General features: G+C 64.6%; 13 protein-coding genes. 4 read left to right on the top strand and 9 right to left on the bottom strand.

Annotated elements, in window-relative coordinates:
• The first annotated feature begins 167 nt into the window (after positions 1–167).
• Both Q0063_RS01610 and Q0063_RS01605 read left to right on the top strand, forming a co-directional pair.
• Positions 168–1,913 carry a DHH family phosphoesterase gene (locus Q0063_RS01610; RefSeq protein ID WP_297870221.1) on the top strand — a complete coding sequence of 582 codons (1,746 nt, stop codon included), beginning with the start codon at positions 168–170 and terminating at the stop codon, positions 1,911–1,913.
• Positions 1,914–2,126: 213 nt separating this feature from the next.
• Positions 2,127–3,059 carry a helix-turn-helix transcriptional regulator gene (locus Q0063_RS01605; RefSeq protein WP_297870220.1) on the top strand — a complete coding sequence of 311 codons (933 nt, stop codon included), beginning with the start codon at positions 2,127–2,129 and terminating at the stop codon, positions 3,057–3,059.
• A gap of 38 nt (positions 3,060–3,097) precedes the next feature.
• Here Q0063_RS01605 and Q0063_RS01600 read toward each other — a convergent pair whose 3' ends face one another.
• From Q0063_RS01600 to Q0063_RS01575, 6 genes are all read right to left on the bottom strand, one after another.
• Complete coding sequence (locus tag Q0063_RS01600) at positions 3,098–3,421, bottom strand: signal peptidase II (protein ID WP_297870219.1); 324 nt, start codon at positions 3,419–3,421, stop codon at positions 3,098–3,100.
• Positions 3,303–3,881: a signal peptidase II gene (locus Q0063_RS01595; RefSeq protein ID WP_297870218.1), complete on the bottom strand. Its 579-nt coding sequence runs from the start codon at positions 3,879–3,881 to the stop codon at positions 3,303–3,305. The genes Q0063_RS01600 and Q0063_RS01595 overlap by 119 nt, the downstream gene beginning before the upstream one ends.
• Positions 3,875–6,556 carry a translation factor GTPase family protein gene (locus Q0063_RS01590; RefSeq protein ID WP_297870217.1) on the bottom strand — a complete coding sequence of 894 codons (2,682 nt, stop codon included), beginning with the start codon at positions 6,554–6,556 and terminating at the stop codon, positions 3,875–3,877. Before Q0063_RS01590 ends, Q0063_RS01595 begins: the two co-directional genes overlap by 7 nt.
• Positions 6,557–6,632: 76 nt before the next feature.
• Complete coding sequence (locus Q0063_RS01585; protein ID WP_297870216.1) at positions 6,633–7,361, bottom strand: nitroreductase family protein; 729 nt, start codon at positions 7,359–7,361, stop codon at positions 6,633–6,635.
• A 26-nt stretch (positions 7,362–7,387) separates the two neighbouring features.
• Positions 7,388–8,107 carry a heparan-alpha-glucosaminide N-acetyltransferase gene (locus Q0063_RS01580; RefSeq protein WP_297870215.1) on the bottom strand — a complete coding sequence of 240 codons (720 nt, stop codon included), beginning with the start codon at positions 8,105–8,107 and terminating at the stop codon, positions 7,388–7,390.
• Positions 8,108–8,180: 73 nt separating this feature from the next.
• Complete coding sequence (locus tag Q0063_RS01575; protein ID WP_297870214.1) at positions 8,181–8,435, bottom strand: helix-turn-helix domain-containing protein; 255 nt, start codon at positions 8,433–8,435, stop codon at positions 8,181–8,183.
• Between the two features lie 470 nt (positions 8,436–8,905).
• Here Q0063_RS01575 and Q0063_RS01570 point away from each other — a divergent pair, with 470 nt between their 5' ends.
• Positions 8,906–10,969, top strand: coding sequence for a serine hydrolase (locus Q0063_RS01570; RefSeq protein WP_297870213.1), 2,064 nt, complete (start codon positions 8,906–8,908; stop codon positions 10,967–10,969).
• 116 nt (positions 10,970–11,085) lie between these two features.
• Here Q0063_RS01570 and Q0063_RS01565 read toward each other — a convergent pair whose 3' ends face one another.
• The gene (locus Q0063_RS01565; RefSeq protein ID WP_297870212.1) at positions 11,086–11,280 is read right to left on the bottom strand and encodes a hypothetical protein; all 195 of its coding nucleotides are present in this window, start codon (positions 11,278–11,280) and stop codon (positions 11,086–11,088) included.
• Between the two features lie 212 nt (positions 11,281–11,492).
• Positions 11,493–12,407, bottom strand: a complete 915-nt coding sequence (locus Q0063_RS01560; protein ID WP_297870211.1) for a stalk domain-containing protein — start codon at positions 12,405–12,407, stop codon at positions 11,493–11,495.
• A 299-nt stretch (positions 12,408–12,706) separates the two neighbouring features.
• On the opposite strand from Q0063_RS01560, the gene Q0063_RS01555 reads away from it, so the two are divergent.
• The gene (locus Q0063_RS01555) at positions 12,707–14,776 is read left to right on the top strand and encodes an elongation factor G (protein WP_297870210.1); all 2,070 of its coding nucleotides are present in this window, start codon (positions 12,707–12,709) and stop codon (positions 14,774–14,776) included.
• 107 nt (positions 14,777–14,883) lie between these two features.
• On the opposite strand, the gene Q0063_RS01550 is transcribed toward Q0063_RS01555, so the two are convergent.
• The gene (locus tag Q0063_RS01550; RefSeq protein WP_297870209.1) at positions 14,884–16,026 is read right to left on the bottom strand and encodes an S-layer homology domain-containing protein; all 1,143 of its coding nucleotides are present in this window, start codon (positions 16,024–16,026) and stop codon (positions 14,884–14,886) included.
• Positions 16,027–16,066: the final 40 nt, after the last annotated feature.

The raw sequence follows: 16,066 nt of genomic DNA, 5'->3' as shown, positions 1-16,066 counted from the left end.
CCCGGGTCCCGCCTTCTGCTGAAACGGATAAAAGGACGCGCCCCGGGGCGTTTGCGGACTTGACACCCTCTGCGGCGGCTGATAAAATGGGTATCATTTTCGCCCGACGGCCGGGTTCGGAAGGCCGGGGACCTGGGGGCGGAGACCGCGAAAGGGGACGTTTTGAATTGAAGCTGGCGGATCTGCTGAACTATGATGAAATTATAATCCAGTGCCATGACAACCCGGACGCGGACGCCATTGCCAGCGGCTTTGCTCTTTGGGAATTCCTGGACAGCCGGGGGAAGCATCCCCACCTTGTATACGGAGGGGACCGGCCCATTTCCAAGCCCGACGTAAAACTGATGTGCGACCTGTGCCGGATTCATCTGAACTACCTGCCGGAATTCAGAAAATCCAGGCGGGCCCCCAAAGCCCCGGAGCTGCTGATTACCGTGGACTGCCAGCCGGGGAACAGCAACGTCGCCGCCCTGGAGGCGAAGCAGACGGCGGTGATTGACCATCACAAGGTCTTCGACCCGGCGCGGCAGACACCGCTGTGGGAAATCCGGGACTATAACGCCTGCTGCACCATTGTATGGGACCTGCTGCGGGAGGCGGGCTGCGCCTCCCTGACCAGGGAGCTCTCCACGGCGCTGTACTTCGGGCTGTACATGGACACCGTCTATTTCCAGGACCTGAGCCACCCCGTGGATCTGGAGATGAAAAACGCCCTGGAGTTCGACCGGACCATTTTCGACCAGCTGAAATCCTCCAACCTCTCTCTGGACGACCTGATTATCTGCGGTCAGGCGCTGTCCAACCCCCACTACAGCGCCGAATACCGCTTCGCGGTGGCGGAAGCGCCCTCCTGCGACCCCAATCTGCTGGGCGTCATCAGCGATATGATGATGGGCGTGCAGTCCGTGGACGTGTGCATCTCCTATTGCCTCCTGCCGAAATACGCCAAAATCTCCGTCCGCAGCCACGAGCCCAATATTCCGGCGGACCAGCTGGCGGAGTGGGTAAGCCGGGACATCGGTGAATACGGCGGACGGGGCGAGAGCGTGGCCGGGGGCAAGCTGTTCCGAAAAGAGCTGGAGCAATACTGCCGGAATGACTGCTGGGACGGTCTGAGCGGCGCTGCCGGCCGGCTGATTTACAGCCGGATCACCTCTTATTACGAAGCCCTGCTTCGGCTGGGCGTGGGCGAATTCCGGAGCGAGGAAAAAGGCGGAACGGAGAACCTGTTCGAGCTGCTGGCCCGCCGGGCGGAGCTGGGGGAACCGCAGTCCCAGTACCGTCTGGGAACCCTCTATGCCCAGGGCAGGGAGGTCCCCCAGGACTGGACCCGGGCCGCCGCCCTGTACGCCCAGGCGGCGGAGGGCGGAAACGCCGCCGCCCAGCACAGTCTGGGTCTCTGCTATGCCTACGGCAGAGGCGTGAACCGGGACTGGGCCCAGGCCTTCCGGCTGTATGCCCAGGCGGCGGAACAGAATTACGCCGCGGCCCAGAAGGAGCTGGGCGTCTGCTATGCCAAGGGCCGGGGCGTCTCCCAGGATTGGCGTCTGGCCGCCGTCTGGTACCGCAGGGCGGCGGAAAACGGAAACGCGCAGGCACAGTACAATCTGGCCCAGCGCTACTACAGAGGCGAGGGCGTGGAGCAGTCCCTGACGCTGGCGGCCAGCTGGTTCGGCAAGGCCGCCCGGCAGGGATACGGCTGGGCCCAGTACCGGCTGGGGAAGTGCTATGCCCGGGGGGACGGCGTTTCCCAGGACTGGAAGGAAGCCTTTTACTGGTATGAGCAGGCGGCGGAGCAGGGCGTCCAGGAGGCCAGGGCCAGGCTGATTGACTGTCTGGAAAACGGCCGTCCGGGGGTGCCCAGGGACCCGGCCCGGGCCGCCTATTGGCGGGGCCTCCGCCAGAAGCCCTGACCGTCTCCCTTCCGCCGGATTCCCTGCGGCGGGCCGTCCTTCCCGGCCTGTCAGGAAGCGTCCGCGGGAAAACCTCAGGAGTCTCTTTCCTGCCGGACTCCGAAAACATGGCCGCAACAAATCGTTGCGGCCTTTTTTTGCTGTTTTTTGCGAAAATTGCTTGGAAAAGCGCCGGTCTTCTGCTATCCTGACGGACAGAAAGGATGTGCTGTGATGGAAGGACCCAACATCTATGAGAGCTTCGGCCTCCGGCTCTCCGCCCTGCGGCGGGAGCGGGGCCTGTCCCAGCAGGCTTTGGCGCACGCCCTGTCCGTCACCCGGCAGGCGGTGAGCAACTGGGAGCGCGGACAGACCACGCCGGACCTGGGCACGATGGAAGCCCTCTGCCGGCTCCTGAATGTGGACTGGAACCGGCTCTGCGGCGGAGAGCCTCTCCCGGCCCGGCGGCGGCTTCCCGTTCCGGCACTAGCGGCAGGGGCGGCGCTGCTGGTTCTGGCCGCCGCCCTGTTCCCCCGGACCCCGCCGGCTGGCGGGGAGTCCTCCGCCTCCTGGGACGGCTATCGGGGCCAGGTGCTGCGCTCTCATTTGACCACGGTCACTGAGTCGGGCCCCGACGGCCCCCGGAAGCAGGCGGCCCGGGCGCTGGCGGAGCTGCTGGCGTCCCTGGACGGCGAGGGGCCGGTCCCTCTGACGCCGGAGCTGCGGCAGGCCTTTGATCTGGCGGCGGAGGCCTGCGCATTCCTCTTTCTGCCCGCCTGCGAGGAGGGCGTTTTCGAGGACCGGGACGACGTGCTCACCTGGCTCTACCGGGGTCTTTCCCGGGGCGGCCCCATGACGGAGGAACAGACGGACCGGTGGCTGTCGGCCTGGTTCGGCGCCTCCGTCCGGTGGACCCACGGCTCCACGGAGCACTATACTCTGGAGGACGGCCGGTATTGGCCGGAAAGCGCCTGGGGCGGGTCCTGCGCCTATACCCTGGAGGCGCTGGAGCGCCGGGAGGACGGCGGCTTTTGGGCCCGGCTGGGGCTTTCGGAGACAGACGGAACCGGAGCCCCTCTGCCGGAACGAACGCTGACGCTGTCGCTGACCGCGGAGGAGGGACAGATCTGTTTTTCCTCCGTTGCCTGGGAGGAACCCGCCGAATAGACAGAGAGAGCTCCACGGAGCTCTCTTTTCCTGCCGCCTCACCGGCGCTTCCGCCGCATCAGCAGGGCCAGCCCTCCGGCGAGAATGGCGAAGTCCGCCAGATTGAACACATAGCGGTTCAGAGGCCGGGGGGCCCGGGGAAAACGGACATAGTCATAGACCCGGCCCCGGCGAAGCCGCTCCCGGAGGTTGCTGAGACCGCCCCCCAGCGCCAGGCCCGCCCCTACGGGACACCGCCTCCGGTCACACCAGAGCACCGCCAGAACTGCGCCGGAGGCGGTGGACAAAACCCGCTCCGGTATGGGCAGCCCGAAGGCCGCCCCCGGGTTCCACAGCGCCGTCAGCCGGACCCGGCCCCCCAAAAATTCCGTCTCCCGGCGGCTGGTCCGGTCCAGATACCGGCGGGCGGCGGCGCAGCCGCCCCATCAGCAGGGCCAGCCCTCCGGCGAGAATGGCGAAGTCCGCCAGATTGAACACATAGCGGTTCAGAGGCCGGGGGGCCCGGGGAAAACGGACATAGTCATAGACCCGGCCCCGGCGAAGCCGCTCCCGGAGGTTGCTGAGACCGCCCCCCAGCGCCAGGCCCGCCCCTACGGGACACCGCCTCCGGTCACACCAGAGCACCGCCAGAACTGCGCCGGAGGCGGTGGACAAAACCCGCTCCGGTATGGGCAGCCCGAAGGCCGCCCCCGGGTTCCACAGCGCCGTCAGCCGGACCCGGCCCCCCAAAAATTCCGTCTCCCGGCGGCTGGTCCGGTCCAGATACCGGCGGGCGGCCACGCAGCCGCCCCATACGGCCAGCGCGGCGCAGACAGTCAGCATGGTTCATTCCTCCTCTTCGTTTTCCGCTCCTCCGCCCGCTCCATGGCGGAACGGAGGGCCCCGGCGGTCCAGGACCGGCTGTTGTTCCGGGCCAGGGCCCCGGCAATCTGCCCCTGCACCTGCTCCAGCTCCTCCCGGAAGGCGGAGGCGGAGACCCGCAGAGCCCCGTGGCCCAATATAATCAGCTGCTCCGGCCCGTCGGAGGTGGCCACCTTCACCCGGTGCTCCCTGCCAATCTCATAGGTGGCCCGCTCGATATAGGCGTCCGCCGTCTCCGCCTCCCTGGTGTAGACCACATGGATGTTGTGGTACTTCTCCACGGAGCCCAGGCCGCCCCGGACCTTATAGGCGTCAAAGACGGCGATGACGTGGCACTTCTGATAGCCCTGGTAGTTGCACAGCAGGTCGCACAGGGCTTTCCGGGCGGCGTCCAGGCTGTCCCGGGCCATGCTCTTCAGCTCGTCCCAGGCGAAAATGATGTTGTACCCGTCCACCAGCAGATATTCCGGCCCCGACGCCTGCCGCCGGATGGGAACTTTTCCCCCCGCCTCCCCGGCGGCGGAGACGGGCCGCCTGGGCGGCTTCGGCGGCAGGAAGTCCCGGCGCTTCACCTGTCCGTAGGTCCGCTCAAAAATGGCCTGGAGCTCCCTGTCCTGCTCAATGGTTCCGGCATAGGAGCCGGACCGCCGGCTCCGGGGCCCGGCCTCCTCCTCCGGCTCCTGCCGGTTCAGCCGGAGGCCGCTGTCCACATGGGCGCAGGCGGGGACCTCGCTCCACTTCACCGTATAGCCCGCTCCCCGGGCGCAGAACACGGAGTCCGGCGTGTTCTCCACGTCCCGCTCCGGGTCATAGCCCATGGCGGCAATCACCGCCTCCGCGCCGGCGCAGGGGCGGAAGCCGTCGGGCCGGAGGCTCAGGCGGCCCTGGCCCCTGGTATAGGCCGCCGTCTCCCTGGCGTAGTCCCGCAGGGCCGCCACCGGGGCGGCTCCGGCGAGGACGGCCTCCTCCCCCAGAGTCTCCGGCGGCTCCGTTTCGCCGCCCATCTGCTGGATATCGCTGAGGGCCCGGCCCAGCTGGGCCCCGGGCAGCTCCAGCCGGAAGGCGTACCAGGGTTCCAGCAGGACGCTCTCCGCCCCCATCAGCCCCTGCCGGACGGCCCGGTAGGTGGCCTGGCGGAAGTCGCCGCCCTCGGTGTGCTTCTCGTGGGCCCGTCCCGCCGTCAGGGTAATCCGCATGTCGGTGATGGGGGACCCGGTGAGGACCCCCAGATGGGACTTCTCCCACAGATGGGTCAGGACCAGGCGCTGCCAATGGCCGTCCAGCTGGTCTTCGGGGCAGACGGAGCCAAAGCGGAGTCCGCTGCCCCGGGGCAGGGGCTCCAGAAGCAGGTGCACCTCGGCATAGTGCCGCAGGGGCTCGAAGTGGCCCACGCCCTCCACGGGGGCGGCGATGGTCTCCCGGTACACCACCTGCCCCACGCCGAAGGAGGCCTCCATGCCGAAGCGCTCCCGCAGCCGCCGCCCCAGAATTTCGGTCTGGACCTCCCCCATCAGCTGGACCCGGAGCTCCTTTGCCCCCTCGTTCCACACCACATGGAGCAAGGGGTCCTCCTCCTCCAAAAGCCGGAGATTCCGCAGGGCCGAGGAGGGGTCCAGGTCCGTTTCCACCCGGTAGGTCAGAACCGGCTCCAGCACCGGCACGGTCCAGGCGCTCTCGCAGCCCAGACCCTGGCCGGGCACGGTGCGGCTCAGCCCCGTCACCGCCGCCACCGTTCCGGCGGGAATCTGCTCCGCCGTGCGGAATTTCGCCCCGGAGTAAATGCGGATCTGGTCCGCCTTCTCCTCCCAGACCTGGTCCTCCGGTATGTCGGGGCGGCGGTTGGTCAGGGGGGCCTTGACCCGGAGGACGCCGCCGGTAACCTTCAGATAGGTGAGCCGGGTCCCCCGCTCGTCCCGGGCCACCTTGAAGACCCGCGCGCCAAATTCCTTGGGGTAGGTCCGAAGAGGCGCGAAGCGCTCCAGGGCGGACACAAATTCCTCCACCCCCTCCAGCCGCAGGGCAGACCCGAAGAAGCAGGGGAACAGCTTCCGCCCGGCAATCAGGGCCGTCAGGCTCTCATCCGGCATCCGTCCCGTCTCCAGATACTCCTCCAAAACGGCCTCGTCGCAGACGGCGGCCTCCTCCGCCAGGTCCCCGGCGGGCAGGGAGAAATCCGTGCATCCGCCGCTCAGCCGCTGCTTCAGCTCCGCCAGAAGCGCCTCCCGCCGGTCCGGTCCCGCCAGGTCCATCTTGTTTATGAACAGGAATACCGGCACGCCGTAGCCCTCCAGCAGCCGCCACAGGGTCCGGGTATGGGCCTGGACGCCGTCGCTGCCGCTGACGACCAGAACGGCGCAGTCCAGCACCTGCAAAACCCGCTCCGCCTCAGCGGAGAAATCCACATGGCCGGGGGTATCCAGCAGGGTGACGGACAGGTCCCCCAATTCCAGCTCCGCCTGCTTGGAAAAAATGGTGATGCCCCGCTCCCGCTCCATGGCGTCGGTGTCCAGAAAGGCGTCCTGATGGTCCACCCGGCCCAGACGGCGGATGGCCCCGCTGTGATACAAAAGGGCCTCGGACAGCGTGGTTTTCCCCGCGTCCACGTGGGCCAGAATGCCCATGACCAGTTTCTTCATCTCCGCTCCAGCTTCCTCAAAATTTCAGGTTTTTTCCCGGTCTCGCTCCGGGGACCGGACTTTCGTACCCGCTTCCTCACTCCGGGCCCGCCGCCCAGGCAAACCGCTCCCGGCCCGCTCCCAGCTCGAAGTGATACTTCCCGATGCCCAGATCCACGCCGGAAAACGCGCCGTTGTCACAGGTCATGAAGACCCGCGCCCCGCTTCCTTCCCGCGCGTCGCTTCCTTCCCGCGCGCTGCTTCCCTCTCGCGTTCCACTTCCCCGAATCGTAAAGGCCTGCCTGTTCAGGGCCGTGGGAGCCAGCAGAACCGCCTCCACCCCCGCCGCAAACCAGTCAGGCCACTCGCCGTCATAGGCGGCGATCTCCTCCGGCCTCCTGGATTTGTGGGGCTTCCCCTGGCTCGCGCCGTAGCCCACGGCGATCAGACCCAGGAGCCTTTCCCCCTCCGGGACGTGCTTCCCCACGCCGCTCCGGCTGTAGGTGCCTCCCACCCACCAGGTATTCAGGCCCAGCGTCTGGGCAAAGAGCGTCAGGTCCGCGCCGCTGTACCCCACGGCCTCGCCGGTCTCCGGCCGGTCCGGCCCCGTCAGGACGATGTAGTTCCGCACCCCTTTCGCCAGAACCAGACGCAGCAGGGGGCCGAAGGCGTCCCCGCTGTCCGTCACCAGCTTCAGGGAGAGGCCCCGGGCCTGATTATGGGTCTGAATCCGCCGGGTCAGCCGGTCCCGGACCTCCTCCGGGAGCCTTTGGTCCGTATAGCGGCGGACGGTGTGCCGCAGCCGCATTGCCTCCTGCATGGTCATATCAAAACAGCCTCCTTGTGTTGTGCTCAGCGGAACAGGACGGACAGGACTCCGTAGACAACGGGCTGGTGGAGCATGTAAATCAGCAGAGACCGCCGTCCCATGGCCGCCGCCAGAGGAATCCGCCGGGTTTCCCGCCCCTCCGGCGGATGGAGCCGAAAGAGAAAATACCCCGTCAGGAAGAGGAACAGCCACGGCAGCAGGGAAAAGTAGTCCGTGGAAAAGAAGTCCGCCGGGGGAAATCCCAGGAAGGCGGTGAGGCGGTTCCGGTACAGCCCTTCCGGCAGGCGGAGCAGCCGCAGCCCCTCAAAGCCCAGACAGCCGCTGTTGACATTCCGGAGGAGCAGGAACAGCGAAAAGCTCCCCGCCAGTCCCGCCCGGGCGGGAAGCCGGGACAGCAGCGGCGCCAGCCCCCACAGCAGAATGGAGGCGCTCCCCAGCAGGGTCAGCACGCCGAACTGCACCAGATTTCCCGGCATGAACAGCCAGGTGGCGGCGGTGACAAGGGCGCCGCAGGCAAACACCGTCAGTCCCCGCCGCAGCTGCCGCCGCCCCAGGGACCAGCAGTAGCCCGAGAGCAGAATGAAGGTCCAGCAGATGCTTTGCTGCCAGACATAGGCCCCCATGCCCCGATACCAGGGCCAGTCGGCGCCGAATATATACACCATGTCCCAGGCGGCGTGATAGAGAATCATGCTGGCCAGGGCACAGCCCCGGACGGCGTCCAGCGTTTGACGGCGCTCCACGGCAAAGCCTCCTTTCCGGCATTTTGCACCCATCATCGTATTCTTTCCCTTCCGGCGGAAAACTCCCCCGGACCTATTGGCCCCCGGTGTCTGATTTCACCAGCCAGTCCATGGAAACGCCCAGGACCTTTGCGAAGACCATCAGCTCATAATCGGTTACAAAGCGGTCCCCCGTCTCAATCTTGCTGATGGCCTCCCGCTCAATCGTGACGCCGTTGACCTGCATACGGGCGGCCAGGTCCGCCTGGGACAGCCGCATGGCCGTCCTCGCCCGGTGAATACAGTCGCCGGAGACATTTTTCGCTCCGTCAAAATCGTATATTTTCAAGACGCCGCCCTCCATTTCCCGGGGAGTGTCCCATCCGGAGTTTTTTTGTTTTTTGTTTTTTTTGCTTTTTTGCATGTTTGCATTTGCATAAGATTTCCTGCATAAAATTTCCTGCGGGGGCCTGTCCCGGCCCCTCTGCCGGAAGCCCGGCATCGCCGGAAGAAGGAGCGCACACAGGAGCCCGCCTCTGCAGGCGTTGCCGCAGGCGCAAGGCAGGACACGCCCGCTTCCTGAATTTCCTTGACAATACCATGTTCCCGGAGTAATATTGTAATAAAGATTTACAGTTTGTAAGAAAACAAAACAGAAAACCGCCGCAGGCTGTAAAATCATACGCCACCGCCGGAAGAAGGACTGAAAATTTACAAAATGTACTTGACATTCCCCCTGGTGGAAGGTGTACCCTGACAGGGTGCCAAGAGGAACCCGAGATTGGACGGAAAGAACGGAAAGAAAGGAACGAAGAAACCATGAAGCAAACACGGCAATTCATGAAAAGGTCCGCGGCTCTGCTGCTGGCTCTGGCGCTGTGCCTGAGCCTGTCGGTTTCCGCCCTGGCGGCGGAGCAGCAGGAGGAAAAATCCCTGGAGGAAACAGCCCGGGAGGCCGCCGCCGCCGCCATGACCTACGGCGAGGCCGCCAGCATCAGCTGGGCGGTGTGGAACGGCAAGATTGTGGAGCAGGGCGCTCTGGCAGCCAACGGCGGGGCCGCCGCGACGGACGGCGTTTACTGCATCGGCTCCGTCAGCAAGATGTACACCACGGCGGCGGTGATGCGCCTGGCCCAGGACGGGAAACTGGACCTGGACAAGCCCGTCACCACCTATCTGCCGGACTTCAAAATGGCGGACGGGCGGTACAAGGATATCACCGTGCGGATGCTGCTGAATCACTCCTCGGGCCTCATGGGCTCTTCCATGGGCAGCGGGCTGCTGTTTGACGATTCCAGCACCCAGGCCACCGATCAGCTGCTGGAGCGCCTGTCCCGCCAGCGGCTCAAGGCGGACCCGGGGGCCTACAGCGTCTACTGCAACGACGGCTTCACCCTGGCGGAGCTGGTGGCGGAGGCAGTGTCCGGGCAGGAGCTGATGGACTATGTGAGAACCACCTTCCTGAACCCCGCCGGACTGACCCATACCTATGCCCCCGGCGACGAGTTCGGCGGACAGGCCCCCATCTATCACGCCGGCGATGACCGGCCCCTGCCCATGGACTGTCTGGGCGTGGTGGGCACCGGCGGCATCTACGCCACGGCGGAGGATCTGGCGGTCTTCGGCGGCTGGCTGGCGGGACCGGGGGAGCTGAACGAGGCTTCTCTGGAAGCCATGGCCCAGCCGGAGTATCAAAAGGGCCTCTGGCCCGATGAGGATGCGCCGGACGCCCTGGCCTTCGGCCTGGGCTGGGACAGCGTGGAGTGGTTCCCCTTCCATCAGAACGGCATCACCGCTCTGGTAAAGGGCGGCGACACCCAGTATTACCACGCCGCCCTCGTGGTCCTGCCGGAGCACAACATGACGGCGGCGGTGCTGAGCTCCGGCGGCGTGTCCACTTACAATGAGATGGCCGCCTCTCAGATGCTGATTGCCGCACTGAGGGAAAAGGGCGTGACGGTGGACGAAACCGCTCCCGCCCTGCCGGAGGCCAAGCCCGCCGCCATGCCCGAAGAGCTGCTGGAGAACGCGGGATACTACGGGTCCCTGCTCCCCTACAAGGTGGACCTGACAAAGGACGGCACCCTGACCATGGGCTACCTGGGCATGGAGGTTCCCCCGCAGACCTTCACTTACCATGACGACGGCACTTTCCGGGACCAGACCGGCACCGCCCTTCTGAAATTCGTGAAGGAGTCCAACGGGCAGACCTATCTCTATCAGCGGGCCTTCTCCCAGCTCCCCGGCCTGGGCGGCCTGGGCACCTCCAATTACGCCGCCGTGAAGCTGCCGGAGAATCCGGTCTCCCCGGAGCTTCAGGCCCAGTGGGACGCCTTTGTGAACCATACAAGCCTTCTCCCCATGAACGAGCGGTACAGCTCCCAGGTCTATCTGGCCATCAGCGGCGCTCCCGCCACGGAGACCGTGACAGAAACCGCCCCGGGCTATGAGGGCGCTTTGAAAATCGCGGGTGAGAACCGCCTGGAATACGTGGTGCAGATCCCCGGCAACGTGGGCCGGGACGGCAGCGACACCGAGCTCCGCCGGGATGAGAAGGGCGTCCTCTGGACCTACTCCTCCAACGGAACCGTCTGCATGGAGGAATCCGCCGTGCCCGACCTCTCCACCGGAAAGGACAACCGCGCCCGCTGCACCATTCAGCCCGACGGCTATGCCCGCTGGTACGGCGTGGGAGATAACGCCGCCGGGAAGACCATGACGGTGCAGCTGCCGGAGAACGCCGGTTTCTGGGTCTATGACGGGGACATGAAGCTCACCGCCTCCTCCGTGCTCTGGGGCGACCGCTCCGCAGAGCTGCCGGAGGACGGCCTCCTCGTCTTCGCCGGGGACCCCGGCGCGGTGTTCCAGCTGACATTCCAATAACTGAATCCCCCGCTCTCAGCCGCCGGGCCAAGACAAAAGCCCCCTTCTTTTCAGAAGGGGGCTTTTCCGCCGCCGGAAAACCAGCGTTTTGCCGGACCGGTTTTCAGGCGTGCCGGCTATTGCAGCAGACCGTCCACACAGGCACGCATCTCCTGTTTGGACTGGGCCGACCGGGCCCGCCGGATCAGGGCCTCCTGCTCCTCCGCCGGAAGAGCGGCAAAGCGCTCCATAGCGGCGGGTGACCGGGCCATGGCCGCGCCCAGGCCCTGGGGCAGCTCCATGTCCGAGGACAGCTCTTGTGTCTCGCGCATCTTCCTTCACCTCCTGGACAGCTTGCCCGGAATCCGGGAAATGATACGCCCAAAACCTGTATTTACAACCGCTGAACGCTGTCTGGACGGCTTTTTTCCGCCATACCGCGTCGATTTCCTTTGGAATCTGTCAGGATTGCCGCGAAAAAGTTCCTTGTCTGACAGGAAAATTTCCCGCCCATCCAGCATCCCACGGCTATGAATGCAGGCTCTTATTTGACAAAATACACGTTCAGCCAATAGCAGAGGTCCGAAGCGGGGAGATAGGTCACGCCCTGCTCCAGGACGCAGGGGCTCTCGAGGCCCGCCTCGCCCAGGGCCGTCATGACGGTGTCCGTCCCCGGCTTGGCGGTGAGAACGGTCTCGCCCTCCCGGCTCACCACCACGCCCAGCTCCTTGTCCCAGCGCACGTCATAGCCGGCGGCCTCCGCCACCGCCCGGACGGGCATCAGGCCCTCCGGCTTACCTTTGACAGACAGGGCCTCGTTGTTGAAGAGCACGGTTCCGTCCTCCCGGCAGGAGGCGAAGCCCCGATAGGAATAGGCAAACACCAGCACCTTTTCCGCCTTGCCTTCCGCGTCCTTCCAGACCAGCGCCCGGGCGCCGGGAATCAGGTCCGCCTGGCTCACAATCTGCCTGGTCAGCCAGGGGCTGTAAGCGGTCTTCTCTGTGACCTCCAGGGTCCCGCCGTCCCGTGTGGGGAAGCGGGCCGCCCCGTCTCCGCCGGGAGCGGGGACCACGGCCTCACCGGCAATCTCCACATACTCCGGCGCGGCGGCGTCCGCGGGAATGTTGCCCACGGCCACAATGGCGCTGGCCTGGGGCGGCAGGCTCAGGGCCATGGCGGGGCTGACCCAGACATACAGGGTGTCGCCCTCCTTGATGGTCTCAGGGTCCAGGGGCAGGCCCGTGACGGCGTCCACCACCGGGGCGTCTCCCAGGTGGACCACCACTTCGTTCATGGGGTCGTCCGGATTGTCGTTTTTCAGCAGAATTCCCTCGCCTTCCCAGGGGGAGACCTGGCCCCAGACCCGGGTGGGCGCGGGGGTCTCCACCGCTGCGGCGGTGAGACACAGTGCGGCGGCGCAGACCGCCAGAAGCAGGATCTGTTTCAGCAGTTTTTTCATCTTCATTCTCCTCTGTCGACCAAATTTTCAAACATGTGCCGGAGCAGGCTCCGGGTTTGCGTTTATATAGACGGAGGAGCCACGAAAAAAGTTCCATCATATTATCGGAATGGAAAAAGTTTTTTGGATTTCCGGCAGAACTGCTGAAAATCCCTTTGCTTTTTCTCACCTCCCGCTTAAAATGTGTAACCTGCCAAAATTTCTGTTGTATTTGGCGGCGGAACGTTGTATAATTCATATATTGGACGCTTGCGGCTCCCCGCCGCACGGTGCAGTATACAATAAGGAGTGGAACGACCATGAGCTATTCAGTACAGAACATCCGCAACGTCTGTCTGCTGGGCCACAGCGGCAGCGGTAAAACCGCCCTGGCGGAGAGCCTTCTTTATATGACCGGCGCCATTGACCGGATGGGCCGCGCCGCCGACGGAAACACCGTCTGCGACTATGACCCCGAGGAGGTCAAGCGCCAGATTTCCCTCTCCGCCTCCGTGGCGCCCCTGGACTACAAGGGCAGCCGCATCAATCTGATGGACACCCCCGGCGCGTTTGACTTCGCCGGCGAGGCCATGGCCGCCCTCCGGGCCGCCGACGCCGCCATCATCGTCTGCTCCGCCAAGGACGGTATATCCGTGGGTCTGGAAAAGGCATGGAAATACTGCGAGGAGCGGAACATGCCCCGCTTCATCTACATCTCCAAAACCGATGAGGACAACAGTGACTACAACGCCACCTTTGATGCCCTGCGGGAGCGCTTCGGCAAGAAAATCGCCCCGGTGGTGGTGCCCATCTGGGACGCCGGCAAAAAAGTCACCGGCATCATTGATGTGCTGAACAAGCGGGCCTATGAGATGCAGAAGCTCAAAAGAGTGGAAATTGAGCTGCCCGCCGATAAAGTGGACGTCATCACCGAGTTTAACGACGCGCTGAAGGAATCCGTGGCGGAGACCAGCGAGGAGCTGATGGAAAAATTCTTCGGCGGCGAGGACTTCACCTATGCCGAGATGATCCAGGGCCTGCGGCAGGGCGTCCGGGAGCTGAGCCTGTTCCCCGTTCTCTGCGGCTCCGCCATCAACTGCCTGGGCTCCCTGATGCTGATGGACAACATCGTGGACCTGCTGCCCAACCCTGTGGAAGGCAACTACCACAAGGCCACCAAGGCCGACGGCGAGACCGAGGAGTTCGTGGTCTCCCCCGGCGGCGTGCCCACTGCCTTTGTTTTCAAAACCATCTCCGACCAGTACGGAAAGTACTCCTTTGTCAAGGTGCTCTCCGGCGCCATTACGCCGGACATGCCCATGGTCAACGCCCGCACCGGCGACAAGGTGAAGCTGGGCCGGCTCTACACCATCCGGGGCAAGAAAAACACCGAGGTCAAGGAACTGGTCTGCGGCGACATCGGCGCCATTGCCAAAATGGACATCAAGACCGGGGACACCCTCTGCGACGAGCGGAAGGTCGTCACCCTCAAGCCCATTCCCTTTGCCGAGCCCTGCTACTCCGTGGCCATCGTCCCCAAGACCCGGGGCCAGGAGGACAAGATTGCCCAGGGTCTCTCCCGCCTCAACGAGGAGGACCCCACCTTTACCGTGACCAACAACGCCGAAACCCGCCAGATGGTGATTTCCGGCGCCGGCGACATGCAGATGGACGTGCTGGTGAGCAAGCTGAAAAGCCGCTTCAACGTGGAATCCGAGCTGAAGCCTACCCGTGTCCCCTACCGTGAGAAAATCCGCAAGACCGTCCAGAAGCAGGGCCGCCACAAGAAGCAGACCGGCGGCAGCGGCCAGTTCGGCGACGTGTGGGTCCGCTTCGAGTACAACCCCGAGCAGGAGGACATGGTCTTCGCCGAGGAGGTCTTCGGCGGCTCCGTGCCCCGGAACTTCTTCCCGGCTGTTGAGAAGGGCCTCCGGGAGGCCTGCCTCCACGGTCCTCTGGCCGGCTATCCCCTGGTGAACCTGAAGGCCGTTCTGTACGACGGCTCCTATCACCCGGTGGACTCCTCCGAAATCGCCTTCAAGACCGCCGCCCAGCTGGCCTACAAGGCCGCCATGCCCGAGGCCAACCCCGTGCTGCTGGAGCCCATCGGCGAGCTGAAGGTCACCGTGCCCGAGAGCTACGCCGGCGCGGTCATGGGCGACGTCTCCAAGCGCCGGGGCACCCCCATGGGCATGGACCCCCTGGGCGACGGCACCCAGCTGATCACCGCCGAGGTCCCCATGGCCGAGATGGGCAGCTACGCCATTGATCTCCGGGCCATGACCCAGAGCCGGGGCTCCTTCACCTTCCACTTCGTCCGCTATCAGGACTGCCCGCCCGACGCCCAGGCGAAGGCCATTGCCGAGGCCAAGGCCATGGCGGAGCAATAAGCGTCCCCAGGGGTTCTTTCCCCGGACGACCCAGGCCCTTTGAAAAGGCCTTGCGCCCAGGCTTCAGCAAAGGACCCGCTCCCAGGAGGAGCGGGTCCTTTTTCGAGTTATTTGCTGGCGCGGTAGAGGAAGGTGACAATCTGGCCCCGGGTACAGGTTTTGTCAGGGGAAAAGGTGGTCGGGGTCGTTCCTTTGGTAATACCCTGTTCCACCGCCCAGGAAACCGCCTGCGCGTAGTTTGCGCCGGAAGGGACATCCGCGAACACGGCGGATTTTGTGGGAGCGGGCCTGCCCGCCGCTATCCACATGAGCACCACCGCTATGGCGCGGGTGCAGGGAAATCCGAGATCCCCGTCGTCAAGGTTCAGGGAATTGGCCCACGCGCCGACAGCAGCCCGTTCGTTCTCATTGCCCGCTCCGTTCTCCGCCCGGTACAGGAAGGTCAGGATATGGGAGATGGTGCAGGTGTCCCCGGGGCCGAAGGAGGATGCAGTTTTGCCCTTGGTGATGTCCTGCTTCACCGCCCAGTCAATGGCGGCCCTGAAGGGGGAATCGGCGGGGACGTCGGTGAAGCCGGCGGAGGCGGCGGAGACCGCCGGGGGCTCAGAAACTTCCGCCCCGGGGCCGGGCGCTATGCGCACATAACAAGCCTGACGAAAATAAAGGCTTTGGTCATAAGAGTTCTCCTGCTCATAAGCCGGATATCCGTCGTAAATCATACCAGAGCCCGTATCATCAAAATACTCCTCTTCTCCGGACAGCAGCGTGAGGGGATAGCTGTCCCCGGCTTCCTCTCCGCCCGTCAGGACCAGACCATCTCGAAGGGCAAGCGTGATCCCCCGGCCATAGGATAGGGGCTTATCCAGAGCCCCATCGGGTGAGAGCTCCAATTGGCCGCCGCCCTCAAATGTGATGCTGTGGGATTCATAATTTAAGCCTTCGCGCCTGTCCCCGTAAAAGGACATCCGATGAAGAAAGTTCTTGCTGCCGTTCGCCAACTCAATCACCATATCCTGCGTGGGTGCGCCCGCGAGGAAATTTCCGGTAAACCCGTTCAGCGTCAGTTTGCTCCCGCTCCAGCTCCAGCCGTTTCCACTTTGCGGAGCACCTGGCCAGAGTAAGGCGGTCCCCTTACCAAGTCCGACCCCATCCGCTGTCAGCATCATAGGCCCCGGCTCGTCTGCTAAAACGGGAACAGCCAGCCCCACACACAGGACTAACGCCATGAAAAATGCCACGACTTTTTTCATACTTTTTCCTCTTTTCCTCAAAATTTCCGGCGAACGGGAC

The organism is uncultured Oscillibacter sp., from assembly GCF_947654275.1.
In the GTDB taxonomy this organism is placed as follows: Bacteria; Bacillota; Clostridia; order Oscillospirales; family Oscillospiraceae; genus Oscillibacter.
The sequence above is the reverse complement of the archived record's forward strand: the minus strand, read 5'-3'. Positions and strand labels throughout refer to the sequence as shown.